Genomic DNA, 26,218 nt, shown 5'->3' with positions numbered 1-26,218 from the left:
ACTAGTCCCCTACATCTCCCCAGTTCGCCTTCAGATGCGGATTTGCAACCGGAGGAGCACCAGGACTTGCCTTATCCCAAAAATAGATAGTCTCGCCACGGTACTCATTTGAGTTCACAATATCACTAATAGCCTTTCTTTCCCTGAAAATTGGATCTCCCCGCTTATTCATTCCGCCAATCTGATGAATCTCACCAGGTCCAGCCGCATCTGCAAACCGGTCTCCAAACCTCACTTCGCGCTTCAGTCCGCCTTGAGTAGTCAGTCTATCTTGAATCTCCTTATGACCTGCCCCACCACCCCGTCCGCCTCGGCTGCGGGCAAACCACTCACCATACGATAGAGTTCCACCCTCCTTCAAATATCTCTCATGCCGCCACTTGTCGCCCTGAAAAGTTCCTTTAGGTGGCTTGCTCGTTTCGACTTGCCGAGCAACACTTTCAACTCCAGAATTCTGAGGCTGAGCCACCCTTGAGCCTGGGCTGGTCCCCACCTCCGTAACGGCGGCTTCACGCTCCCCTCTCTCTGGGCCCGCACCTGCGGCGGCCGAAAGTACGGCCACCCCATGCATAGTAGCAATGGGTCGCCCAACAACTGCCACTTGTGAGCGGCTAAACCCAAGCGAAACCCCTGCAGCAGCAGTTGAAGGGAGCATCGAGATACCGCTTGACGCACCTTGAGCAGTAGCGTGCAGCAATGCAACCTGCGCAGTAAAGTCTCCCAGTCCCTCTCCTGCGCCGTAGAGTTCGCCACTCTCCATCCTGCTAGCCATATGTGCCAAGCCACCAGTGAGCCCCTCCCAACTACTCTGGAGGAAATTGCTCGGGCTCGCCACGGAATGCAGTAACTTCTCGGCGCCAGCACCAAACGCACTTGACTGTTCCTGATACTGTTGCCCACCCGTTGCCGCATAGAGAAGAGCACCAGTGGCATTATAGGTAAGGAGCCCAATCCCCCCCACCACCTTCGCAACACCAGCACCATACCCCGCAAGCACTTCTCCTGACTCAAGGCAGTTGTTCAACGACACAACCTCCTTGGCAAAGAAGTTCACGCAATGCCCTGTCGGATCTGTGAACATCAACGGATTCGAATAACCATAGGAGTAGCGGTGCAGGCTCGGCGCATCATTGACGCTTCCTGCAAAAGCATCTCGACTAATGAACCGCCCCACCTTGCCGTTGTAGTACCGGGCCCGAGCATAGGTAAGCCCTGTTTCCACGTCGTACTGATGTCCCGTGAAGCCCAGTTTGAACTCACTCGCCGTGGGCGTCGATCCTCCTCGGTAATTTCCCCATGCGTCATACTGACGGACCGCAGTAACAAAGCCACCCGTCCTGGCAGAGACACCGTCTGTCACACTACCCAACACATCTGAGAGCAAGAAAGTCGGAATCCCATTCGGAGCATCACTGTCTTTGACCGCCAGCGGTCCCTTTGCATAGTGATAACGGCGCTGTGGCGCCCACGGACTCTGGCTTCCATCCACCTCCTGCAACACGAATCCATCATCCAGGACATATGCGACGTTCTCGGAGGGCGTCTTCCGCCGGATGCGCTGAAGGTCCGTGTCGTAGTCGTATCGCCCGAGTTCCACCCCGTTGTCGAACACCGCCGTCAACGTGTTCCGGACGTCCCACGCGAAGGTGCGCTCATTGTCCGGAATCTGCCCCTCAGCGGGACGCGTTGTCATTTTCGCCAGGTTGCCCGCCAAGTCGTACTCGTGCAGGACATCCAGCGCGGAGTTCTTCAAGTCCACGGACCAGCGTGGCCAGTCGACCCGATTGAACGTTGTGGCTACATCCCGAGTCAGCGCCGATTCCGGCACCGACTCGAATGCCTCGGGCCCAAGTCCGAGGCTCGCCACTGCTGACGTCGGAGCCTCGCGCTCGCCCGTGCGGTTTCCCACGAAATCCAACTGATAGAGCGTGGTCTTCCCGTCCGGCCCTGCAATCCCCGTGAGGCGGTTCAAGACGTCATAGCCATATGACGTCACTTCGACAGGGCCGCTCGTGTTCGTTTGAAGCGACTGGCGCGACTCGGCCTGTGTAAGGCGATTCCCATTCGCGTCATACGTATACGCATAGTGACTGATCGTTCCCGACGAGCAGTTCCCGCTACCAAAGCCACGCACCACCGACATCTGGGTGAGACGCCCAGCCACGTCATAGCAGCGGTGCTCTGTCACACCACTGGACCACTCAGTCCTCTTCAACAGTGAGTCGGGCCAGTAGTAGTAGTACACACCTCCGCTCGAAGGAAGCCCCGCGCTCTTCAACCGCCCCAGCGCGTCATACCCGTACACCGTCGCGACTCCATCCGGGTCCACCACACGTGTGCGGTGCCCCATGGCGTCGTACTCATACGCAATCTGCTTCCCGTCGAACTGGCGCAGTCGTGTCTTGACCCGGTCGAGCGCATCGAACGTAAACGTCGTCACTTCACTGACGTCGCCATTCGAGGTCTTCTTGAGCTGATTCACCTGCGTCGTATTGCCTTCGCCGTCGTACAGGAAGCTCTCGGCCTCCAACGAGGGCAGTTCTCGAGGCAACGTATGCTGCGAGTAGGCCTTTTCTGTCAGCCGATTCAGCAACCCATGCGTGTAGACTGTCCGCTGCCCTTTTGGGTCAACCGTTGACGCCAGATTCCCGTTCGCATCGTACGTGTACCGCCAGGTGAGGGTACCCACATTGCTGAAGGGAGCAGCTCCGGCCTCGAACAGAGGAATGACATTCTGGCGCCCACCCGTGATCGGCCTGTGTAGGTCGAGATGCTGATGCTCCGCCGTACGGAGATTCCGTGCGTCATACTCGTAGGTCGTGAGCTGCCCGTTGGCATCTTGCTTCGCTATGAGATTTCGCGCGGGGTCATACATGAAAATGTGAACAAGCGCGTTCTCGTCAAAAACGGACAGCCTCTTGCCAAACTCGTCGTTCGCGAAACTGGCAAAAGGCGTGTTCGAGTGGCACACCTCATAGGTGAGAAAGCGAGCATTCATGCCTGCTGCGCCACCATGAGGCAGCGTGGGCTGAGCATTAGGCTTCACCTCACATTGCAGGTTGCCCATTTCGTCAAAAGTGCGGACGGTGACTTCGTTGAGCGCATTCTCCTCACGAACCCGACGACCCAGGTCGTCGTAGGAGTAACGCATATCGAAGGAGAACCCGGTCACACGGGGTCCCTTCTTCTCAATCAACTGCCCAGCAGCGTCATACTGGAATGTCGACGTCGCCGAATCCGCAGTCCCCGCGCCTGTCGTCTCAGCGAGCACACGCCCCGCGCCGTCATGGAGGCGCTCCGTCGCGTATCCGTTCGCATCCACGGAGCGCACGACATTGCTCCCCGCGTCATAGTTCCAGGACTCCTCGGCAACCGCGTCCCCTTGCCCTCGGACCACGCGAACCTTGCGACCAAGGCCATCGGAATGACTCACCGTGGGCACGTTCCGACGATTCACATACGTCTGCTTGCGCTCCGCGTCGCTGTAGCTCCAGGACTGGCTGTAGGCCGCAGACTGTCCGACGGACTCGTGATCGGTTTGGCTCACCAATCGCCCCACAGCATCGTACGAGAACCGCGTCACCTGCCCCTTCGCGTCCTTCTCCTGTCGCTTGTAGAGCGCGTCGAAGCGCGTCTCCCAGGCGTACCCTCCCGCGTCGATTCGGCGAACCTCTCGCTTGAGTCCATCCCGGTGAAGCACGGTCAGATTGTTCCGCGCATCCAACACCTCCTCTTGGACAAGACCGTCGAGCCCTGGGACATCCTGGTAGGCCCGCTGACTCCAAGTGAGCCAAATGCTCTGTTTGGAGAACTTCTCCTTGATCTCCTCGGTCCGCACACGTCCCAGAGCATCAAAGTTGAAGCGCCGCTCCAGACCGCGCGGGTCCGACGAGCCAATGACGTTTCCTTCGCCGTCGAAGGTCTGGGACTCCGACACATCCATCGGGCGAAGCACCATCGTCCGACGCCCCAGGGCATCATGAACCGTCTCTGTACGGCGCCCGAGCGCGTCGACCTGCGCCGCCACGCGCCCGTAGGAGTCGTACTCCACCGTGCTCGTCAGATTGAGTGCGGGCCCAATCCCAGTCACGTCAGGCTGGCGCGACAACGGACCGCCGCTCGCGTCCTCCACCGCCTGGATGACTCGGCCCAATCCATCGAAGTACCTGGCCTGCAGGAAGCCTCGAGCATTGCGCGTCCACTCGACATGCGCGCCGTCGTCGTGGACCGTCTGGGTCGTGTAGACGTGCTGGCCCGACTCCTTCGCCACCGTCTCCACCGTCGAGAGCACGCGGCCCAGACCATCATACGCCGCGCTTCGCATGCGGTGCTGGACGCCACCGGCCTCCCACCGCACCTCCGTCACATTGCCCCGCCCGTCATGGCGCCGGCGCTCCACGCGCCCGGCCGCATCCGTCAGGACCGTGGCACGCCCCAACAGGTCGTATTCGACCGTACTCGCCTGCCCGTTTCCGTCCACTTGACGAACCCGCTGGCCCTTGAGGTCATACGCGGACGCCAACGTGTATCTCCCCGCGGCCGATGACTCCGTCGCCCCGGGTACCACGGGCGTTTTCTCCTCGATGACGCGATAGAGCGAATCCAGCAGGTACGTCCGGTCATGGCCAGACAGGTCCGACTCCCACACCTTGTTGCCCACGGCGTCGTAAGCGAACCGAGCCACCGTCCGCGTACGCCCCACCTCGTCGGCACTCCCTCGATTGGCGAGAAATCGAGGCTCATCCTCGACCGACACCCTGACCCTCACCGGACGGTCAGCGAAGTCGTACTCCGTGGACGTCTGGACACCTCGTCTGTCCGTCACCGACGTGCGATTTCCCGCCTCGTCGTAGGCGAACCAGGTCTCCAGTGGAGCCGTCAGCCCACCACCGGACTCCCGCGTGACCACCCGTCGACTTGCCGCATCCAGATCGTGCGTCCGGACAAAGTCTTCTCCAATCTCCTCCCGCCAGAGCACGCCCCCCGGAGTGAACGACATCGCGCGAACCGTCCCCGGTCCCTGGGTGTTGAGCTGCTCCTCCCGCACCACGCGGTCAAGCCCATCCCATTCCTGGGTCCGATGGCGCCCCAGTCCGTCCCACTCCGCCAGCAAGCGACCCCGGGCGTCGTGCGAATAGTCCACCGACACCGTGGAGGCGCCATTCACCTGGAGCGTCTTCGACTGCACCTGCCCATAGACGTCGTAGGCGGTTGCGCGCTCCACGTGTCCATCCGCGCCAACCGATTCGACCCAGTCACCCGTGAGCGCGCGTGTCGGACACGACGCGTTCTCGACACCGCAATACCTCCACCGCAACACCACATCCTGAGGAGACTCCGACAGCGAGGACACCGCGTCCGCACACGTCCCTACGGAGGACAGGACCTGACGCGAAACCCGATTCACATAGCGACGCGTCTCCAGGATTCGCCCCGTGCCGAACGGCAGGAGGTCCTCGGGTGCATCCCCTGTGGAGTCGACGCGAGACACCGTCGCATACCCCTCTGGATCCACATGACAGACGAGCACATTGAAGCTCGCGTCATAGCCCCACTTCTCCACCACTTCGGAGACCACCTGCCCCTGGGCATCCTTCACGCCCGCCGTGGCCGCCACACCGGCAGAAGACGCGAGAGCGCTCCCCTCGATACGACGGGCAATCAGGTTGCCCTTCTCGTCATAGGCAAAGCGCGTCACCCGCCCCCGAGCGTCTTGCTCCACTTCTCGCGTCCGATGCTGGCGGTCCCACAGCGAAGCCGTCGTTGCCACCACGCCGTCGGACAGCGGCCGCTCCAGCTCCGCGACACCACCCGTGGCAATCATCCGATATCGCGTCGCGGGCACCTCCGGTCGAGGCCCCTTCACCTCGGTGGCGAAGGTGGTGAGCGACTGCCCCAGCACGGTTCGCGACTCGGGCGCGATGCTGTACGTGAACAGGGTCGTGGCCTCCTGCGGCGGCTGCGTTGAGAGCGTCTCCTGCACGGCCCTCACCCGCGTGTCCTTGTTCGTCAGGAACAGGTAGTCGCTCTCACCCGCCATCGGGGCGCTGGCATCATGGTAGGTGTAGCGAACCACCTGACCATCCGGCCCCGTGTATTGAGACATCCGCGTCCGCCCCACCTCGGAAACGCCGGTCTCGTAGGCATATGACTCCACCCTGGCCGGCGAGAAAGCCCCACAGCCCTCGTCGTAGCGCGCCACCTCAGTCAGCCGCTGCTGGTCGTCGTATTTGTACTGGACACAGACATTCAATGAGGTCAGCGCCGTGGCGTCCACGCTGGTCGCGTGATGCAACTGCACGCGATGGAGCTGAATGCGGCCCGACTGCCGCTGATGGCTCAACTGGAGCAAGCGGCCACTCGACTCGTCGTAGATGCGAGTCAGCGCCCTGTCCACGGAAGCATCGCCGTAGCGCAACGAGACCTTGTGTCCCGTCGGAGCGACGATGGACGTCAGCCGGTACCTGGCCGGGAACACCGAGGTGTCGAAGTAGCCATGCCGATACTCCACGCCCGTCTTCGAGCGGAAGATGAACTCGCGACCAGCCCCCATCCCCTCGACACGCAAGGTTCCGTGGAAGCCGCGCTGGGGCACACACCCCACGCCCTCCCCCGTGCAGTTGAACGTTTGACCGCTGCCTTCACCTCCCACGACCACGTAGCGGAATCCGCCCCCCACGGGCAGCACGGCGCCCTCGTAGCCGTGAGACCAGCCCGGCCCCAGCAGCCCCTCCTCGGCCACACCCGAGGAGTACGTTCGCGTCCACGCCAGCCCGACACCTCGGCTTGGGGACTCGACATCCGTTGCCTGTCGCACCAGATGCCCATCCACGACACTGACGCCCTTGACGAAGGTATGGGAGACGGGAAGCTTGCCCATGCTCCCCACGAGCGTCGTCAGCGGCACGGCTTTGTGGAGGGGCTCCTGATTCGGATTCTCCGGAGCCAGTGTGACGTCCACGTCCTCGGTCCCCACCGAGCCCGGAGGCACATCCACCCATGCGAAGCCATCGAGCCCCTGGGTCACAGAACCGCTCAGGGGAATCACCTCGGTGATGCCCGAGAAATTCGTGCGCACCCTCGCCGAGGCCAGTTCCGTCCCCATCCGAGAAACCACGAGGCGCCCATCGATGTAGACCTTCACCCCCAGTTTCGCGGGGAAGGCCATGGGGGACTGTGCATCCTCATCGGGAGGCTGACCCGGCGCGGGCTTCTGGGCCGAGACGAAATCCCAGGCGGGCAACATCCATTTCGCCGCCAGCGGAAGGCCCGCGACAATGAGGTCGGAGTCGGGCCGATGGACTTCGACCTCCTCGCTGGACTGCAGAACCTTCACGGGTTGAGCTCCGACGTAGTCCTTCGCGAAGACCTCGAAGCGAACCCGTCCACCTTGAGTTCCGGTCAAGATTGGAAGAATGAACTGAAAATTGCTCGCCTCGGGCAGCACGATGTCGTTGTCGGCATCTCGCTCATAACTCCCGACAGCCAACACAGCGTCTCCAGCAGCATGAGGCTGCACCGAAACTCGGACATAGACTCGGTCGGAGGTGCGATTCACTACCAACGCCCCCAAACCCGAGTCCGAGGTCAGCGACAGTCCCCCCGTCGGAACAATCTGGCCGCCAGGAAGGACGCGACGCGATGCGAGCGAGGGAGTCGTGGACGAGTTGACGCCATAGAGCGGACGGTTGCAGCACACCTGCTCAACCTGATTGTTGGCACGACGCTCGTAGACGAACCCATACGAGATGACCCGCTGCCAACCCTCAGGCAGCAGGTAGCGCTGACGAAAGACCACCGTCTTGTCGTCATCCAATGGATCCGAACCGACCTGACTGGGCGGCACGTCAACCGATGCCACCTGGACACTGCCCAGTTCGTCCAAGGTCTGGATGCGAACCATGACACCGAGCAGGTCGGGCTCATTGCCGGTCACAGGGACCCAGTCAGGAGTATTCAAGGGCCTCCGCAGGATCTGGCTGACCATCTTCAGAGGAGAAGTCGTTTCGTAGGCTCCGTTGAAGTGGTGGTTGCTCGTGACCCGGTATGTATACGTCGCAGTGCTATTGACGTTGATCGAGATGGTCTTGCTGAGGGTGCCCACGGCCGCGGTGACGTAGTAGATCCCCCGGGTGGGCCCTGGGATGTAGCCGGGCCCCGCCAAACCATCGATGTCTGCCCAGTCATCCATCGCCATGAGCTGCAGCGGGCTGGTGGGATCCAGCACCTGGGGGCTCATCACCCCCTGAAACCGGAAGAAGCGCCCCGTCGTCATCGATTGGGTCCAGGACACCTTCTGATTCGTGCAGGGATTTCCGTAGCGATCGAGGATGCGCGCGAAGAGCGGCGTCCAAAGCTGAATCGCGGTTTCATGCAGGTCATTGAGGTTCGCCAGGCGATCGATGACCGCCGGAACGTCGGGCCGACCGACATGACCGAAGGGGGTTGACAGAGCGAAGGTCTCGGTGCCGTTCGTGGTCTCCGCCGTCACCAGGGTGTACCCAAGCCGCTGCATGTGGGGCGTACCCTGTCGACGAATGTGGTACCGGGCGATGTTCGTATCCGGGAGGACCCGGACCGATGCCAGGCCGTTCTCATCGGTGAGGACCGTGAGTTGCGTGGCAGGGGTCGTTCCCCCCGACACCGAGAGGAACCCTGGCACCGAAGGAGCGCCCCCCTTGAACGTCACCGGAGCCCCCAACACCGGCTCTCCGTTGGCGGTCGTCACGCGCACAGTGACGGGCTGCGGAAGTGGCTGACCGACAACACCTTCCTGAAAGTCGGTGGCGGAGAGCTTCTCGATGCGAGCGACCTGGCTCACATCATCGACAGTGAGTTGGGTCTCCCAGGCCAAGGACTTCGACCTCAACTCAAGAACTCCATCATGCGGATCTCCGTCCCGCAGCAGGAGCCATGCACGTGCGTAGCCGCCTTGCATGCGCTTCTCGAGGTCGTGGAGCCGCCGCTCGATCGACGCTTGAACGTCCGCGCGATAGGCACGCGTGGCCGCATCTCCGTCGCGCTTGGAATGGAGCTGCTGCAGGACCTCCTGCAACACTTCGCGCGACTTCTCGAGCGCACTCCTCTCGGAGTCCGACGGCCATGGAGAGTGCCAGAATCGCGTCCACCAAGGAGCCCGTTCGCCAAGGGCGTCATGGGACCTGGTCAATGCTTCGGAGAGTTCGGATTGAGCAACGTCTCGCTGCGACTCCCATACCGCACGAGCATCTTCATAGGCTCGCGTCCCGTCTTCCCCCAACTCCCTCGCTTCGGACCGCAGAAGCGGACTGGAAAGCTCGAACGGCGCGTCCTCTGCGACCGGGGGATAGGTCTTCACCCACGTCGGAGCCCTCTGCTCGGCGCGTGCGGTCATTCCCCCAAGGAGCACCAACGCTACAAGTACCCAGAGACCCGACATCATCGAGCCCCCCTGCCTATCTCTCGGTCCCAATGTCCACCCCAATCACTGACGTCTAGATTTCACACACCAGATCCAGGCGGGCCATTCCGCACACACACCGATAGAGGCCCTGTCCTGGGTCATCAATTCGCGAAGGCGCAGAGAAGTGCGGAGCACTCCCAAGCTGACGACCCCCTTGCAATTGGCTTTCCAGGGAAGCAGAGGCATATCGCCTCCAATCCCACACACAAGATTGGGGTCTTGCCCCTTGCTGCCGAGAGGCCCGGTCCAGCTCCGCACGCGCTCAATCGCCAGAGTGAGCAGCCACCGAATCGGTGTCCCGCAGCATGGACGGCCGTCTACCGCGAGAGACTTCGAACCAAGGCTCCTGGACGGATGGGGCCTCCCGCCTCATCCCCCCAGGGGTGGGGACGCATACAGTTCGATGCTCATGGTGGACGGGATTCATAGGTCCCTACGAGGGACCCGCATCCTTCCCACTCAGGACTGCAGGGCCTGGAGGATGGCCCCCGCGAGCAGTGCGCATCACAGAGCTCTCGAAACGCAGCCGGGTCGGGAACCGCGCGGACGTAGACCTCCTCGGCAACGGGACTGAGGGTGTTGTACTGGGCGGAGAGAATCGTCGGCTCCACATCCGTGAGCAGGTCGGTCCCTCGCTCGAAGACTCGGATCTGGGGAGCATGACGGAAGCGGGCTTCCACGGTGGCATTGGGGAATACCACCCGGGTGTGATTCCCCTGGTCGTCCCACAGGCGCACAGTGGGTCACCTCCGCGGACCTTGGACGCGGGGACTTCACGGGGGATACCTGTATGCAGCCTGTCGTCTGGGTCCTGGCACTCTCGAGCCTGTTGTCCCTGGGGCTCCTGGTTCGCACCGCGCTGCGCCTGCGTGCCCTCCAGGCGCGCTTCAAGCCCATTCTCGACGTGGAGGCCGAGCGCCAGCGTGTCCTCTCCGCGCTGGAGCGCACCCAGGCCGAGTCCGAGCACATGCTCGCCACCGAGCGGACCCGCGTGGCGGCGGAGCTGGCCCGGGAGCGCGAGCTCGCGGACACCGCCATCCGTGACGCCAGGGAGGAGGTGGAGCGCATCAACTCCTCCACGAACCACGCCATCCGGCTGGAGCGCACGCGCCTCGATGCCGAGGCCACCCAGGTCCGCGAGGAGAAGGCCCGCCTGGAGGCTCTCATCGTCAACCTACGGGCCGAGCTGCAACCGCTCGAGGAAGAAGCCGTCCTGCGCTCCTACGGCCTCTACAAGCCCATCTACAACCTCTCCTCCTCGGAGAAGTACGAGCAGCGCCTCGACCGCCTCCGCGAGGAACAGAAAGCCCTGCTCAAGAACAAACAGGCCGCGTCCTGTCGCATCCAATGGGAGGTCAATGGCAGCAAGGCCGAAGGCAAGAAACAGACGGACCGAACCCTCAGGCTCATCCTGCGAGCCTTCAACGGCGAGGCCGACGCCTGTGTCGCCAAGGTCACCTACAAGAACATCAAGGCCATGGAGGCCCGCATCCAGAAGTCCGCCGAGGCCATCAACGCCCTCACCGAGATTCAGCAGTGCTCCATCGCCGAGCCCTACGTGAAGCTGAAGCTCGCGGAGCTCCGCCTCGCCCACGAGTACGAGGAGAAGCGCCAGGAGGAGAAGGAGGAGCAGCGCCGCATCCGAGAGCAGATGCGAGAGGAGGAGGCCGCCCAGCGCGAGCTGGAGCGCGCCAAGTTGGAGGCCGAACGCGAGGCCCAGCGCGACGAAGAGGCCCTGCGCAAGGCCCGCGAGGAGCTGGAGAAGAGCCAGGGCTCGGCGCAAGCGAAGCTCCTGGAGCGCATCGCCGAGCTGGAGCGGCGCGTCGTCGAGGACCAGGAGCGCCAGCGCGCCATCTCCCAGGCCCAGCTCACCCGCACCGGCCACGTCTACGTCATCTCCAACATCGGCTCCTTCGGCGAAAACATCTACAAGGTCGGCATGACTCGACGGCTCGTCCCCCAGGACCGCATCGACGAGCTCGGCGACGCCTCCGTCCCCTTCGAGTTCGACGTCCACGCCATCATCCGCACCGCGGATGCGCCCTCGCTCGAAGCCGCCCTGCACAAGACCTTCGCCCAACGCCGCGTCAACCGCGTCAACGAGCGCAAGGAGTTCTTCCGCGCCACCCTCGACGAAATCGCCCAGGCCGTGCGCAAGCACCACGGCGACTTCGAGCTGACCCGACTCGCAGAGGCCGCCGAGTACCGCAAGTCACTCGCCATGAACGAAGAGGAGCGCGGCGGTGAAGCCACCGTCATCGCCCTCCCCGAACGCTCCGTCGCCTGACGCCCGACACGCGGGTTCCAGTCCCCCAAGAACACTCCGTCCACCACAGCCGCCGCACAGCCCGCAGTCGCGACGCAGTGCGTCCTCCTTAGGTGACGCGCGTCATTCCACCGCGCATGCCTGCTCGGTGTCCCGACAACCCCGTGCTCCTTGGCACGCCAAGAAGTCACGCGCCTCACAGGGAACCGCGACGTCACAGTGGGACGGAAGTGGAAACGTGGCATGTTGCGCCCGCGATGGCTGTCAGCGTCTTCGACCTCTTCAAGATTGGTATCGGTCCCTCGAGCTCTCACACGGTGGGGCCCATGCGCGCGGCGCGCTCGTTCGTCGTGCGCCTGGCGGAAGGGGGGCATCTGGAAAAACTCACCCGCCTGAAGGTCGAGCTGTTCGGCTCGCTCGGCGCCACCGGCAAGGGCCACGGCAGCGACAAGGCCGTGGTGCTCGGCCTCCGCGGTGACACCCCAGAGGCCGTCGACGTCGAGGGCATTCCCGCCATCGTCGCCCGCTGGCGCACCGAGGGCCGCATCAGCGTGCTCGGCCAGCGCGACATCACCTTCCGCGACGGCGAACACCTGGTCATGCACCGCCGCCGCACCCTGCCCTTCCACCCCAACGGCATGCGCTTCTCCGCGTTCGGCGCCGACGGCGTGGAGCTGGCCTCGCGCGTCTACTACTCCGTCGGCGGCGGCTTCGTCGTCGACGAGACCGCCACCTCCGGACAGGACCCCCTCCGCCCGGACGCCACCCCGCTGCCCTTTCCCTTCCAGTCCGCCGCCACCCTGCTGGAGCTGTGCGAGCGCGAGCGCATGCCCATCAGCGCCCTCATGATGGCCAACGAGAAGACCTGGCGCTCCGAGGCGGACATCCGCTCGGGCCTCCTGCGCATCTGGGAGGTCATGCAGGCCTGCGTGCGCCGCGGCTGCGCGTCCACCGGCATCCTCCCCGGAGGACTCAAGGTCGAGCGCCGCGCGGGCTCCATGTACCAGCGCCTGCTCAGCCGCCCCGAGGCCGGCCTCACCAACCCACTCACCGTGCTCGACTGGGTCAACCTCTACGCGCTCGCCGTCAACGAGGAGAACGCCGCCGGAGGCCGCGTCGTCACCGCCCCCACCAACGGCGCCGCCGGCATCATCCCCGCCGTGCTCCACTACTACTGGCGCTTCTCCCCCGGCGCGAACGAGGACGGCGTCGTGCGCTTCCTCCTCACCGCCGGCGCCATCGGCGTGCTCTACAAGGAGAACGCCTCCATCAGCGGCGCCGAGGTCGGCTGCCAGGGCGAGGTCGGCAGCGCCTGCTCCATGGCCGCCGGCGCCCTCACCGAGGTGCTCGGCGGCACCCCGCTCCAGGTCGAGAACGCCGCCGAGATCGCCATGGAGCACAACCTGGGCCTCACGTGCGACCCCATCGGCGGGCTCGTCCAGGTGCCCTGCATCGAGCGCAACGCCATGGCCTCCGTGAAGGCCATCAACGCCGCCCGCATGGCCCTCTCCGGCGACGGCCGCCACTTCGTCAGCCTGGACAAGGTCATCAAGACCATGCGCGACACCGGCCGCGACATGAAGGACAAGTACAAGGAGACCGCCCGCGGCGGCCTCGCCGTCAACGTGCTCGAGGTGGCCAACCTCAGCGTCGGCCTCCCCGAGTGCTGATCCACGCCCCCTGGTGAGGCCGAACATCGGCCTGATGTCTGCCGTCACCAGGGCGTGAGCCGCCCGCGCTCGCGCCTCCCAGCAACATCCAGGGTTTGCACGCCGCCCTCCTCCCCGGAGGCGCTGGCACACGCGCTGCTATGGCCTCCCGGGTCGCCACACTCCTTCCCCCGAGGCCTCCGCCATGAGCATCGCGCCCCTGCAGAAGACCGCCGTGTCCGCCCCCCAGACCTCCGCGCTGCGCGGCGCGGAGACGGGCTCGTGCATCCGCCCCACCACGCCCCAGCGGTGCGGCACCGGCGGCCCCGGGCTCCAGCAGGACGGCTTCGACCTGGGCTCCTCCAACAAGGCCCACCTGGGCAAGCTGCTCGAGAGCACCCTCTCGGTGATGAACACGCTGGTCCAGGTCGTCTCCCAGCTGTCCGCCCAGGGCGGCGCGCAGGGGCTCCAGGGCCTCCAGGGCGCGAAGCCCGGCACGTCCCCGTTCGACACCAGCGGCTTCTCCGCCGCGCCCACGTCGAGCGGCCGTCCCCCGCTGGACCTCAACCCCACGCCGACGGGCGCCCCGTTCCTCCCGCCTCCGCCCCCCAGCATCGGCGACGCCTCCACGCCGCCCTCCCACTTCGGCGCCTCCCCGCTGACGCCGCCCGGCACCACCTCCAAGTCCTCCGTGCCCACCGAGGGCTCGGGCAAGCTCGGCGGCAACCTGCCCCCGGGCCTGGAGAAGTTCCGGAGCGCCATCGAGTCCGCCGCCGCCAAGACGGGCGTGCCCGCGGAGATGCTCGCCGCGCAGATCTGGCAGGAGTCGCGCGGTGACCTCGCCGCCGTCACCACCAACGGCGGCAACGGGCTGACGGACACCGGCCTGATGCAGGTCAACCCCAACACCTTCAAGGAGCTGCAGGCGAAGCACCCGGAGCTGGCCGGCAAGGACCTCTCCGACCCCGCCACCAACATCCTCGCGGGCGCCTGCTACATGAAGGACATGAAGGAGCAGTTCGGCGGCTGGGACCTGGCGCTGCGCGCCTACAACTCCGGCCCCAACGGCGTGGACAAGAGCAACCCGGATGCAATCCCCGCCGGCACCGGTGACGCCACCTACGTGCGCAAGGTGAAGGACTTCATGAACATCCTCTCCACCGGCGAGGGCTCGCTGCCCGCCTGATTCCCATGGGCTCCCCGGGCGACCCGAGACACACGGGTCGCTCGGCACCAACCCGAGACACGACTCGCGGCGACTCGTTCTACAGCAGCCGTCCGACATGCCCTGAGACACCCACCTGGAGCACCCCGTACCTCCATTGTCCGACGTGGTTTCCCATCTCAGCGCGCGCTCGATACAGACGAAAAGTTGCGCGAGATGTCAATGAATCGCGAACGTTCAGTCAGAGACTTCGATTGGAAATGAGCACGATGTCTGGGTTAGACATGGCGCCGCCGTGCCTGCCTTGCCCTGTCGTGCCATCCCCCCAAGGAGAAGTCCGAATGACACCCCCGAAGTCACGACCCGCTCGGGTCGCGAGCGTGCCGCGTGTCCCCACGCTGGCGCTGCTCGCCGCGGTGCTGCTCATGCTGCCCGCCGCCGCCCGGGCCCAGCCGACGTTCACCCTGTTCACGCCCGGCTCCACCCCCGCCGTCGCGTCCGTCACCAATGACTTCGCCGCCGTGGAGCTGGGCGTGAAGTTCCGCTCGGATGTCGAGGGAGACATCCTGGGCATCCGCTTCTTCAAGGGCACCACCAACACCGGCACCCACGTGGGCAGCCTGTGGAGCGCCACCGGTCAGCGGCTGGCCTTCGCCACCTTCACCAGCGAGACGGCCACCGGCTGGCAGCAGGTCCTCTTCTCCACGCCGGTGCGCATCAGCGCCAACACGACGTACGTGGCCTCGTACCACGCGCCCAACGGCGCCTACGCGTTCAACAACGGCGGCCTGGCCGCGGGCCACGACGCCCCGCCGCTGCACGCGCTCGCCGGCCCCACCAACGGCGGCAACGGCGTGTTCACCTATGGCGCCGCCGGCTCCTTCCCCGCCACCGCCTTCGGCAACTCCAACTACTGGGTGGACGTGGTCTTCCGCCCGGCCGAGCCCGTCACCCTCTGGCCCTCCAACCCCACGCCCCCCGTCGCCTCCGTCACCAACGACTCCGCCGCGGTGGAGCTGGGCGTGAAGTTCAAGACGAGCGTCACGGGCGACGTGCTGGGTGTGCGCTTCTACAAGGGCGCGGGCAACACCGGCACCCACGTGGGCAGCCTGTGGAGCGCCAATGGCCAGCGCCTGGCGTTCGCCACCTTCACGGGGGAGACGGCCACCGGCTGGCAGCAGGTCCTCTTCTCCACGCCGGTCACCATCGCCGCGGATACGACGTACATCGCGTCCTACCACGCGCCCGTGGGCGCCTATGCCTTCGAGCAGGGCGGCCTCGCCACCGGACAGGACACCCCGCCCCTGTTCGCGCTGCCGGGCGCCACCAGCGGCGGCAACGGCATCTTCGCCTACGGCGCCGCGGGCACCTTCCCCGTCAACAGCTTCGAGAACTCCAACTATTGGGTGGACGTGGTCTTCCAGGCCACCGGCGCGCCGCCCCCGACGCAGCCGCAGGACGACGCCTACCGCATCTTCCCGCCCAACGCGCTGCCCGCCAACGCCACCTCCACCGAAACGCTGCCCGTGGAGCTGGGCGTGAAGTTCCGCTCGGACGTGGATGGACAGGTCAAGGGCGTGCGCTTCTACAAGGGCGCCGGCAACAACGGCACCCACGTGGGCAACCTGTGGAGCGCCACCGGCCTGAACCTGGCCACCGCCACCTTCACCAACGAGACGGCCGTCGGCTGGCAGGAGGTGACCTTCAGCGCGCCCGTGGCCATCACCGCCGGCACCACGTATGTGGCGTCGTACTTCGCGCCGCTCGGCGGCTACTCGTTCAACAACAACGGCCTGGCTAACGGTGTGGACGCGCCTCCCCTGCACGCCCTGCCCGGCGCCACCACCTCCGGCGGCAACGGCGTCTACACCTACGCCTCCGCGTCCACCTTCCCCAGCGGCAGCCACCAGAACACCAACTACTGGGTGGACGTCATCTTCGAGTCCTACGGCCCGCCGCCCCGTCCGGGCGTCCAGGGCGCCGGCCCCGTGCTCGTGGCCACCGCGCCGGGCAATCCCTTCACGGACTACCTGCGCGAAATCCTGGAGGCCGAGGGCATCGCGTCCTTCGCCACCACCGACGCGGGCAACCTGGGCGTCAGCGTGTCGCTCAATGACTACAAGGTCCTCATCCTCGGCGAGCAGACGCTGGGCGCCGCCCAGGTGACGCTCATCACGAACTGGGTGAACGCGGGCGGCAGCCTCATCGCGCTGCGCCCCGCCGCCAACCTCCAGTCGCTGCTCGGGCTCAATGCCTCGCAGGGCACGCTGAGCAATGGCTACCTCCTGGTGAACACCACCCAGGCGCCGGGCACGGGCATCACCGCGGAGACGATGCAGTACCACGGCCCCGCGGACCGCCGCACCGTCACCGCCGGCACGCGCACCGTGGCCACGCTCTACTCGGACGCCGCCACCCCGACGACGTACACCGCCATCAGCCAGCGCACCGTGGGCAGCGGCACCGCCACCGCCTTCATGTACGACCTGGCGAAGTCGGTGGTCCTCACCCGCCAGGGCAACCCGGCGTGGCAGGGACAGAACCGGGACGGCTCCACCATCGGCCCGGGCGCTCGCGCCAACGACATGTTCTACGGCAACGCGGCGTTCGACCCGCAGCCGGACTGGGTGAACATGGACAAGGTCCAGATTCCCCAGGCGGACGAGCAGCAGCGCCTGCTGGCCAACGTGCTGCATCAGACGAGCTCCGTGCCGCTGCCGCGCCTGTGGTACTTCCCTCGCTCGCACAAGGCCGTGGTGGTGATGACGGGCGACGGACACCCCAGCGGCCTCACCACCACACGGTGGAACCAGTACCTGACCGACAGCGCCCCGGGCTGCAGCGTGGCGGATTGGGAGTGCATCCGCGGCACCATCTACGACTACGTCGGCGGGCTGACGGCCACCCAGGCCAACAGCTACGTGGCCCAGGGCTTCGAGTACGCCCTGCATGTGAACACCGGCTGCGCGGACTACACGGCCAACACGCTGGACCCGGCCTTCTTCACCCCGCAGCTCGACGGCTTCGCGCAGGCCTATCCGCTCGTGCCTTCGCCCACCACCAATCGCACGCACTGCATCGCGTTCAGCGACTGGTCCACCCAGCCCAAGGTGTCGCGCCTGCACGGCATCCGCCTGGACACGAACTACTACTACTGGCCCCACGAGTGGGTGCTCGACCGGCCGGGCCTCTTCACCGGCACCGGTCTGCCCATGCGCTTCGCGGACCTGGACGGCACGCCGCTGGACGTCTACCAGCTCGCCACGCAGCTGACGGATGAGTCCGGGCAGACGCTTTCGACGCACATCGACACGCTGCTGGCCAACGCGCTCGGCACCAAGGGCTACTACGCCGCCATCAACGCCAACATGCACGTGGACTCGCACTCGTCGGCGGGGACCTCCGGCTCGGCGACCATCATCGCCGCCGCCAAGCGTGACGGCGTGCCCGTCATCACCGCGCGCCAGTTGCTCGACTGGGTCGACGCGCGCGAGGCGACGCAGGTGTCGTCGCTGGCCTTCACCGGGACGCAGCTGACGTTCAACGTCATCAACCCGGCGCGCAACCTGTCGCTGATGGTGCCCACGCGCGCCGCCAACGGCCGCAACCTGACGTCCGTCACCCGCGCCGGCTCGCCAGTGACGACGGTGATTCGCACCATCAAGGGTGTGAGCTTCGCGTTCATCGACGCCGCTCCCGCTGGCACATACACGGCCACCTACAACTGACACCCCTTCGCGCCCTCCAAGGCGCCCAGGGCATGCGGGGCTCGACACGGCGCGTCCGGGTCGGGCCCCGCTTCGTTTCCACCCCAGAGAAGCCCTGCGTTCGACACGGGGTGCCTTGTGCCGGCCGGCGGGGAGCCTCTATGACGCGCCCCCGGGTCGGCGCCCTGCTGGCGGCCGCCCGGACACAAGGACCGCACACCCCATGCTCCAGAAGCTGCTCGTCGGCCTCGCCGCCACCATCCTCATCCTGGTGGGCGTCATCGCCTCCCGCCCCGCCGAGTTCACCATCCAGCGCACCGCGACGCTGCCCGGCCCCTCGGACGTGGCCTTCGCGCAGGTGAACGACTTCCACCAGTGGAACGCGTGGTCGCCCTGGGCGGCGCTGGACCCGAACATGAAGACCACCTACTCCGGCCCCCAGAGCGGCGTCGGCGCGGGCTACGCGTGGACCGGCAACGAGCAGGTGGGCGAGGGCCGGATGACCATCGAGCAGAGCCGCGCCCCCGAGCACGTGCGCGTCAAGCTGGAGTTCATCAAGCCCTGGGCGGCCACGAACCTCACGGACTTCCACTTCAAGCCGGTGGCCGGCGGCACCGAGGTCACCTGGGCCATGAGCGGCACCAACGACTTCATGGGCAAGGCCTTCGGCCTGCTCATGGACATGGATGCGATGGTGGGGAAGGACTTCGAGAAGGGGCTCGCCAACCTGAAGGGCGTCGTGGAGGCGGAGGTGAAGAAGCGCGCCGAGGCCGAGACCGCGCGCGTGGCCGCCGTGAAGGCCGCCGAGGAGAAGGCCGCCGCCGAGGCCGCTGCCGCCGCGCCGGTCGTCGCCCAGCCCACACCGTGAACGGCGAGGGCCGAGCGCGCCTCGGCCACGCTGACTCCCGACGCCTCCGTGCCCCCATCGCGGGGGCGTCGTCGCGTCTGGCGTCCGGAGTGTCGACCTCTCGGCCCTCCTGAAGGCAGACATGGCGGGTGGTGAACGCTCGCGTGCCACGGGGCACGCGCCGTTCCCCTCTCATGCGGCGCGAGGCGTAGACCGCGAGCGCGCCAGGTGCCGGCGCGTTCCTCGCCGTCCGGGAGTTCTCATGCCGCCGCGAAAGACTCCGTCGAAGCCGAAACCGCCGCCTCCCAGCAAGAACGAGCAGTTGGAGCCCTACCGCATGCACCAGGAGGACACGGTGCTGACGACGGACCAGGGCATCCCCATCTCGGAGACGGACAACTCGCTGAAGGCGGGCCTGCGCGGCCCCACGCTCCTGGAGGACTTCCACTTCCGCGAGAAGATGATGCGCTTCGACCACGAGCGCATCCCCGAGCGCGCCGTGCACGCCCGGGGCGCCGGCGCGCATGGCTACTTCCAGGTCTATGAGTCCCTGGAGCGCTACACCCAGGCGCGCTTCCTCACGGACCCCAGCCTCAAGACGCCCGTCTTCGTGCGCTTCTCCACCGTGGGCGGCTCGCGCGGCTCGGCGGACACCGTGCGCGACGTGCGCGGCTTCGCCACCAAGTTCTACACGCCCGAGGGGAACTACGACCTGGTCGGCAACAACATGCCCGTCTTCTTCATCCAGGACGGCATCAAGTTCCCCGACTTCGTCCACGCGGTGAAGCCCGAGCCGCACAACGAGATTCCCCAGGCGTCCTCGGCGCACGACTCGCTGTGGGACTTCGTGTCGCTCGTCCCGGAGACGGCGCACATGGTGATGTGGCTGATGTCGGACCGGGCCATCCCCCGCTCCTTCCGGCACATGGAGGGCTTCGGCGTCCACACCTACCGGCTGGTCAACGCCAAGGGGAAGGCGACGCTTGTGAAGTTCCATTGGAAGCCGGTGCTGGGCACGCACTCGCTCGTCTGGGACGAGGCGCAGAAGGTGTCCGGCAAGGACCCGGACTTCCACCGCCGGGACTTGTGGGACACCATCGAGTCCGGGAACTTCCCCGAGTACGAGCTGGGCCTGCAGCTCATCCCCGAGGGCGACGAGCTGAAGTACGGCTTCGACCTGCTGGACGCGACGAAGCTGCTGCCCGAGGAGCTGGTGCCGGTGCAGAAGGTCGGCAAGCTGGTGCTGGACCGCAACCCGGACAACTTCTTCGCCGAGACGGAGCAGGTGGCCTTCTGCGTGTCCAACGTCGTGCCGGGCATCGACTTCACCAATGACCCGCTGCTGCAGGCGCGCCTCTTCTCGTACCTGGACACGCAGCTGACGCGCCTGGGTGGACCCAACTTCGCGGAGCTGCCCATCAACAAGCCCGTCTGCCCGGTGAACAACCACCAGCAGGACGGCTTCGGGCGCCAGAGCATCAATACCAGCCGCGCGAACTACCACCCCAACTCGCTGGGCGGCGGCTGCCCCATGCTGGCCAACCCCAAGTCCGCCTTCGTCCACCGCCAGGAGCGCGTGGAGGGGCACAAGATTCGCGCGCGCAGCGGCAGCTTCGCGGACCACTTCAGCCAGGCCACGCTCTTCTACAACAGCCTGTCCCAGCCCGAGCGCGAGCACCTGGTGGCCGCGCTCGAGTTCGAGCTTGGCAAGGTGGAGCGCGAGGAGATTCGCGAGCGCGTGGTGAACAAGGTCCTGGTGAACATCGACCGGGACATGGCCGTGCGCGTGGCGAACGCGGTGGGCGTCGCGCCGCCCAAGCTCGGCAAGCAGCCGGAGAGCAAGCCCGTCTCCAAGCTGACGGCGTCACCGGCGTTGAGCCAGCTGAACACGCCGCATGACTCCATCATGACGCGCAAGGTGGCGGTGCTCGTCGCGGACGGGTTCGCCGGACGGGAGCTGTCGCAGGTGCGCAAGACGCTCGAGGGGCTGGGCGCCATCGTGGAGGTGGTGGGCCCCACGCTCGGCCCCGTCGCCAGCGCGGACGGCGGCGAGGAGAAGCCGGTGAAGACGTACCTGACGGCGTCCTCCGTGCTGTACGACGCCGTCTACGTGCCCGGCGGCGAGCGCAGCGTGGCCACGCTGAAGAAGGTGCCGCTCGCGGTGGACTTCGTGCGCGAGGCGTACGTGCACTGCAAGGCGCTGGCGCTGTCGGGCGCGGCCACCTCCATGCTGGACGCCGCGGGGTTCTCCACGCCGATGGCGAAGGGGCTGGATGACGCGCTGGGCGTCATCCGCAGCGCGAAGAACGAGACGCGGGGCTTCGGGCAGATGTTCGCCAAGGCCATCGCCGCGCACCGCCACTGGGCGCGCGAGGCGCCGCCGCCGGCCTGACGCGGGCTTCAGCCCGGCGTCTTCCCGACGAACAGGCCGAGCGCGAAGGCGAGCCCCATGAGCACGAGCACCAGCACCATGGGGACGCCGCCCTTCGCGCGGGCCTGGACGGCCGGAGCCACCATCCGGGCTCCGGCCTGCTCCTCGGGGACGATGAGGCGGACCTTGATGACGGCCTTGGCGAGCACCTCCTCGACGTCGTTGAGGAAGCGCTCGTACTCCTCGGCCACCAGCTCCAGCGGCTCGCCGTGGTGGGACTCGTAGCGCTTCGCCACGGCGTCGTGGTTGCGCAGCTGGGCCTCGCGCTTGGAGACGTCCACCCAGCCGCAGACCAGGGACGGGCCGGAGCCCTTGCGCGGCACCAGGGAGATGTTCTGCCGGGCCAGCTTGCCGCCCGCGGTGCTGGGGCCCTCGGGCTCGTCGATGCGCAGCACGCGGTGCGGTCCGCGCCCGTACATCTTCTTGGACAGGGCCTCGCGCAGCTGCTCCGCGAGCAGCGCGGAGTGGTTGGCGAACATCGTCCGCAGCGCGGGGCCCTCCTCGGCCGCCGCGGCCACCTTGCCCGCCGCGGGCTCCAGGGGACTGAGACGTACGACGCCCGCCGCGAGCCCGCCGGAGGCCTGCGGCTTCTCGTTCCCGCGTGACAGCCAGTTGCTCGCGGGGACCTTCACCCGCTCCACGCGGGGAGGGCCACCGGGGACCTCTGTTTCGGAGGCTGGACCTCCGCGCACCTCCGTCGCGGGTGCCGAGCCTCCGCGCACCTCCGTCGCTGGCGCCGAGCCACCTCGCCCCTCCCCCGCCGAGCCTCCTCGCATCCCCGCGGGAGCCGAGCCACCTCGCGCCGCCGGGGCCGCGCCCTCTCGCATCCCCGCAGCCGGGGCCGAGCCTCCGCCTCGAAGCTCCGTGGCGAAGGGCAGGTGCTCGTCCTCGACACCGCCGCTGGTGAAGAGCTGGAACTCCTCGTCGTCACCTCCGGCGTGAGCGGCGGACGCGTTGGTGTCCTCGTCCTCATCCAGGTCCAACTCCTGGATGCGCTCCTGGGCGCCGCGTGCACCAGCGCGGCCCCTGGGGTCCTCCGGTGGGGCGCGGCCAGCGGTGCGTCCCTTCGGTGGCAGGTCACTCTCCGCGCCTCCTCGCGCGGGAGGTCGGCTGGGCCGGGCCTCGGTGACGATGGCCTCCTGGCCCCGGCCCGCGCGTGCATCGCCCGTGGAGGGGCTCCGATGGGAGCGGGCCTCGGTGACGATGACCTCCTGGCCCCGGGCCGCGCCACGGGCCTCGGGGCCTCGACCGGCGACACCTCGCGGCGGCGGTACGCTCTGCCCCTTGCGCGCCTCGGTGACGATGTCCTCCTGCTCGTCGACCAGGTCCTGGGGACCGATTCGAGTCTCGGAAGCGGGCGGATCCGGAGGCGCCACGCGGGTCTCCTCCGGGGCGTAGGACATCGGGATGTCGCGCGTCGCGTCCTCGTCCTCGGGCGCGATGCGGGGCTCCTCGTTCCGGCCGGGCCCCGCGCCCCGCCTCTGTCCATTCGCCATGGGCCGCTCCTCGTCCGGGCGAAGATAGCCCGGCCGGGGCCGCTTGCGTCAGCGCGCGTCCTGCTTCTTTCGTCGATACACGTCCGGGTCCACGCGCTCCATGATTCGCTCCGGTGCCGTCAGCGCCGTGAAACCGTATTGCGCGTACAGCCCATGTGCATCTCTCGTCGCCAGCATGAAACGGCGCAGCCCCTGGAGGTCCGGGTGGGAGAAGACGACCCGCATCAGCCACTTGCTCAAGCCCTTGCCACGCTGTGACTCCAGGACGAACACGTCGGCCAGGTAGGCAAAGGTCGCCCGGTCCGTCACCACGCGGCAGCCGCCCACCTGCGCGCCATCCGCCGCGTACAGACCGAAGGCCAGCGAGTGACGCCAGGCCCGCTCCACCGTCTCCCGGGGAATCTCCGGGCTCCAGTACGTCTTCGTCAGGAAGCCGTGCACCAGGTCCAGGTCGAGGCGGGAGAAGTCGTCGGAGATGACATGGCCATCCTCGCCCTTCACTTCGAAGACAGCGGAAGAGGACGGTACGGCGGAGTCCAACATGGGAAACGTGCCTCCCTGCGCGCGGGCAGCGCGTGCGACGGCGGTGGGAGCGCAGACCTAACGCATTCGCGTGCGCGCGACCATGTTTCACACTCGCGCCATGGCTGACCTGCACAGTTGGGTGCGAGGTGTTGCGACACAGATTGTCCAGCCGGCGGCAGGAGGACAAACCGCCCGGGACGCCCGGGATGTCATGCCATTGGCGTCCCTGGGAGGCCCCATCCGGTTGACGTGGGAGACCGGGGTGGGGACACTGCGTGCTTTCGTCCCACACCCTTCAGAGACAGGAACACACCATGGGTCTCGCAGAGCGTCGTCGCATCGTGGCCATCCGGGATTCTCATTCCCCGCGCTTCCAGTCGGAGCTCAATGCCGCCATCGGCTTCGAGATGCCATTCGAGATCGACACCGCCAGCTTCCCCGAGGACAAGACCATCCTCGATTGCTACGACTACTATTACGAGTCGTACGGCCCGGGCCTCGTCGTCAACGTGATGAAGAGCATCTGCGCGGATGACCTCGGGAAGGAGGCCGCGAAGGCGAAGTTCAGCAAGATCGTCTTCCAGAACGTCGCCAAGAGCGCGGAGAACCCGGGCGACAAGAGCGTGGAGATCAAGGACAACACCCTCTTCGTGCGCGAGAGCTTCTACGGCTACTCGGACAAGCTCTACGGAGAGGACGACCTGCGCGGCGCCATCGAGGCGATTCTCTAGGCCCCGCCCATGACCGAGGACGAACGAAAGCTGCGTGCGCTGTCGGCGCGGCCGCTCGCGGAGGTGCTGGATGACCTCGCGGCGCTCCAGAAGCGCGAGCTGCGCGGGGAGCAGGTCCGGCTGCCCCGCGTCACCCTGCATCTGCGCAGCGGGCGGGAGCTGAGCGGCACCATCCTGGCGCTCGCGCAGCTGCGCCAGGAGGTGTTCGTCCTCGTTCGCGGCGGCGCACCGTCGCGGAATGACGCGGGCACGGATGCGACGTACGTCGCGCTGGGGTCCATCGAGGCGCTCACCGTGCATGACGCCGCGGGCTTTGTCGGGACGCTGGCGCCCGAGGGCCTGTCCCCGCTCGCCGAGCCCGCACCCACGCGCCTTGGAGCGCGCCGATTGATGGAGGCCCAGCGCAAGGAGCTGGTGGCCCTGTTGGGCGGCGAGCTGAGCTGGGAGCCCGCCATCGACAAGACCGCGGACGGTGAGCCGCTCCGGGGGCTGGTCCTGCTCGCCAATGCCGTGGCGGGGGCGCTCAAGGCGACAGCGAATACCGAGCTCGGTCGCGAGACAGTGAAGGCAGGCATCCAGCGCGTCATCATCGAGGGAGGGGCCAGGCGCCTGGGGCTCGAAGGCGGCACCCTCCACGTCAGCGCGCCGCTCGAGGAGGACGACGTGCCCTCCGTGGAGGCGTTGACGACCGAAATCGAGTCGTTGCTCTGACGTCGCGCTGACGCGGCACGCCAATCCACCTGGGACTGCGGGTGTGTCAGGCCATCGGCGTCCTGTCGGAGGACTGCGTGAAGATGTCGTCATGACTCCACCTACCGTGCATCCCGCGCAGCGCATCGTCGACCTGGGTTTTGGCTTCATCCTCTCCGGCGCGCTGTCCACGGCGGCGGAACTGGGCGTCGCGGACCGCCTGGTCCAGGGGCCTCGGAGCGCGGCATCGCTCGCGGAGGAGCTGGGCGTGCATGCGCAGTCGCTCTATCGGGTCCTCCGGCTGCTCGCGAGCGTGGAGGTCTTCGCCGAGGATGAAGCAGGACGCTTCTCACTGACGCCCGCCGCGGAGTACCTGCGCACGGATGCGCCCGGCTCCCTGCACAGCGCGGTGCGCATGCTGACGCAGAGAATCTTCTGGGCCCCCACCGGCGAGCTGACGCAGACGGTGCGCACGGGGCAGACGCCGTTCGACCGCATCTTCGGCAAGCCCTTCTTCGACTACCTGACGAGCGACCCGGTCCAGGGCGACATCTTCCACCAGGGCATGTCCAGCCTCTCCGACATGGAGAACAAGGCCATCGCGGGCAGCTACGACTTCACGCCGCTGCGGCGCGTGGTCGACGTGGGTGGTGGGCACGGCGGATTCCTCATCGAGGTGCTCCAGGCGGCGCCCCAGGCGCGAGGCGTGCTCTTCGACCATGCGCACGTGCTCTCGGGGTCGCGGGTCGCGCGGGCGGGACTCACGGAGCGGTGCGAGCTGGTGGAGGGGGACTTCTTCCAGTCCGTGCCCGCGGGGGCGGATGCGTACGTGCTCAAGCGCATCCTCCACGACTGGAGCGACGAGACGTGCGTCACGCTGCTGCGCCACTGCCGGTCGGCGATGGCGGAGGGAGGCCGCGTGCTCGTGGTGGACACCGTCATTCCTCCGGGCAATGGGCCGCACGGGGGCAAGGTGCTGGACGTGATGATGCTGGCCTCGCTTCCGGGGCGCGAGCGGACGGAAGAGGACTTCCGCGAGCTCTTCGCCCAGGCGGACTTGAAGCTCTCGCGCATCCTGCCCACGCCGACGGCGATGAGCATCACGGAGGCCGTGGCGGCTTGAGCCGACTCCGCGGACCGCGACGGCTCAGCGAGTGCGCAGCTCGCGGAACGCGAGGCCGTCCAGTTCCAGGGGATGTCTTCTATTGAAAGCCCGTTGCGCTCGAATGCATCCATCCGGATAGGCTCACGCCATGCCCCGGTCCACAC

At 66.7% G+C, this 26,218-nt stretch carries 12 protein-coding genes; 9 read left to right on the top strand and 3 right to left on the bottom strand.

The annotated features are described in order from the left end of the window. Nucleotide 1: 1 nt before the first annotated feature. Nucleotides 2–9,058, bottom strand: coding sequence for an RHS repeat-associated core domain-containing protein (locus VZQ01_RS27780; protein WP_426745156.1), 9,057 nt, complete (start codon nt 9,056–9,058; stop codon nt 2–4). 1,174 nt (nt 9,059–10,232) lie between these two features. Here VZQ01_RS27780 and VZQ01_RS27775 point away from each other — a divergent pair. From VZQ01_RS27775 to VZQ01_RS27750, 6 genes are all read left to right on the top strand, one after another. After that, nucleotides 10,233–11,729, top strand: a complete 1,497-nt coding sequence (locus VZQ01_RS27775) for an SNIPE associated domain-containing protein (RefSeq protein WP_426745155.1) — start codon at nt 10,233–10,235, stop codon at nt 11,727–11,729. 236 nt (nt 11,730–11,965) lie between these two features. Then, a complete protein-coding gene (locus VZQ01_RS27770) occupies nt 11,966–13,378 on the top strand; it encodes an L-serine ammonia-lyase (RefSeq protein WP_223781566.1) in 1,413 nt (470 codons plus the stop codon). Between the two features lie 184 nt (nt 13,379–13,562). Next, nucleotides 13,563–14,543 carry a lytic transglycosylase domain-containing protein gene (locus tag VZQ01_RS27765; RefSeq protein WP_426745154.1) on the top strand — a complete coding sequence of 327 codons (981 nt, stop codon included), beginning with the start codon at nt 13,563–13,565 and terminating at the stop codon, nt 14,541–14,543. A 320-nt stretch (nt 14,544–14,863) separates the two neighbouring features. Then, nucleotides 14,864–18,250: a DUF4082 domain-containing protein gene (locus tag VZQ01_RS27760; RefSeq protein WP_426745153.1), complete on the top strand. Its 3,387-nt coding sequence runs from the start codon at nt 14,864–14,866 to the stop codon at nt 18,248–18,250. Between the two features lie 202 nt (nt 18,251–18,452). Beyond that, nucleotides 18,453–19,097: an SRPBCC family protein gene (locus VZQ01_RS27755; RefSeq protein WP_426745152.1), complete on the top strand. Its 645-nt coding sequence runs from the start codon at nt 18,453–18,455 to the stop codon at nt 19,095–19,097. Nucleotides 19,098–19,338: 241 nt separating this feature from the next. Further along, nucleotides 19,339–21,468, top strand: a complete 2,130-nt coding sequence (locus tag VZQ01_RS27750; protein WP_426745151.1) for a catalase — start codon at nt 19,339–19,341, stop codon at nt 21,466–21,468. Between the two features lie 8 nt (nt 21,469–21,476). On the opposite strand, the gene VZQ01_RS27745 is transcribed toward VZQ01_RS27750, so the two are convergent. Together VZQ01_RS27745 and VZQ01_RS27740 are read right to left on the bottom strand one after the other, a co-directional pair. After that, nucleotides 21,477–23,003, bottom strand: coding sequence for a hypothetical protein (locus VZQ01_RS27745; RefSeq protein WP_426745150.1), 1,527 nt, complete (start codon nt 23,001–23,003; stop codon nt 21,477–21,479). A gap of 48 nt (nt 23,004–23,051) precedes the next feature. Next, complete coding sequence (locus VZQ01_RS27740; protein ID WP_223748321.1) at nt 23,052–23,546, bottom strand: GNAT family N-acetyltransferase; 495 nt, start codon at nt 23,544–23,546, stop codon at nt 23,052–23,054. Nucleotides 23,547–23,842: 296 nt separating this feature from the next. Between VZQ01_RS27740 and VZQ01_RS27735 the strand changes: the two genes are divergently transcribed. The 3 genes from VZQ01_RS27735 (at nt 23,843) to VZQ01_RS27725 (ending at nt 26,072) form a co-directional block, all read left to right on the top strand. Beyond that, the gene (locus VZQ01_RS27735) at nt 23,843–24,259 is read left to right on the top strand and encodes a hypothetical protein (protein WP_426745149.1); all 417 of its coding nucleotides are present in this window, start codon (nt 23,843–23,845) and stop codon (nt 24,257–24,259) included. Between the two features lie 9 nt (nt 24,260–24,268). Next, on the top strand, nt 24,269–24,970 hold the full coding sequence (locus VZQ01_RS27730; RefSeq protein ID WP_426745148.1) for a hypothetical protein: 702 nt from the start codon (nt 24,269–24,271) through the stop codon (nt 24,968–24,970). A gap of 91 nt (nt 24,971–25,061) precedes the next feature. Continuing rightward, nucleotides 25,062–26,072 (top strand): methyltransferase, encoded by a 1,011-nt coding sequence (locus tag VZQ01_RS27725; protein WP_426745147.1) that lies wholly within the window; start codon nt 25,062–25,064, stop codon nt 26,070–26,072. Nucleotides 26,073–26,218 lie beyond the last annotated feature (146 nt).

The sequence above is a fragment of the Myxococcus faecalis genome (genome assembly GCF_050039385.1).
In the GTDB taxonomy this organism is placed as follows: Bacteria; Myxococcota; Myxococcia; order Myxococcales; family Myxococcaceae; genus Myxococcus; species Myxococcus fulvus.
This window is presented reverse-complemented; position numbering and strand designations above follow the sequence as displayed.

Excerpts from the sequence above, each read along its gene's own strand:
- VZQ01_RS27775 (WP_426745155.1), top strand. The coding sequence starts at position 10,233 with ATGCAGCCTGTCGTCTGGGTCCTGGCACTCTCGAGCCTGTTGTCCCTG.
- VZQ01_RS27770 (WP_223781566.1), top strand. The coding sequence starts at position 11,966 with ATGGCTGTCAGCGTCTTCGACCTCTTCAAGATTGGTATCGGTCCCTCG.
- VZQ01_RS27765 (WP_426745154.1), top strand. The coding sequence starts at position 13,563 with ATGAGCATCGCGCCCCTGCAGAAGACCGCCGTGTCCGCCCCCCAGACC.
- VZQ01_RS27760 (WP_426745153.1), top strand. The coding sequence starts at position 14,864 with ATGACACCCCCGAAGTCACGACCCGCTCGGGTCGCGAGCGTGCCGCGT.
- VZQ01_RS27755 (WP_426745152.1), top strand. The coding sequence starts at position 18,453 with ATGCTCCAGAAGCTGCTCGTCGGCCTCGCCGCCACCATCCTCATCCTG.
- VZQ01_RS27750 (WP_426745151.1), top strand. The coding sequence starts at position 19,339 with ATGCCGCCGCGAAAGACTCCGTCGAAGCCGAAACCGCCGCCTCCCAGC.
- VZQ01_RS27745 (WP_426745150.1), bottom strand. The coding sequence starts at position 23,003 with ATGGCGAATGGACAGAGGCGGGGCGCGGGGCCCGGCCGGAACGAGGAG.
- VZQ01_RS27740 (WP_223748321.1), bottom strand. The coding sequence starts at position 23,546 with ATGTTGGACTCCGCCGTACCGTCCTCTTCCGCTGTCTTCGAAGTGAAG.
- VZQ01_RS27735 (WP_426745149.1), top strand. The coding sequence starts at position 23,843 with ATGGGTCTCGCAGAGCGTCGTCGCATCGTGGCCATCCGGGATTCTCAT.
- VZQ01_RS27730 (WP_426745148.1), top strand. The coding sequence starts at position 24,269 with ATGACCGAGGACGAACGAAAGCTGCGTGCGCTGTCGGCGCGGCCGCTC.
- VZQ01_RS27725 (WP_426745147.1), top strand. The coding sequence starts at position 25,062 with ATGACTCCACCTACCGTGCATCCCGCGCAGCGCATCGTCGACCTGGGT.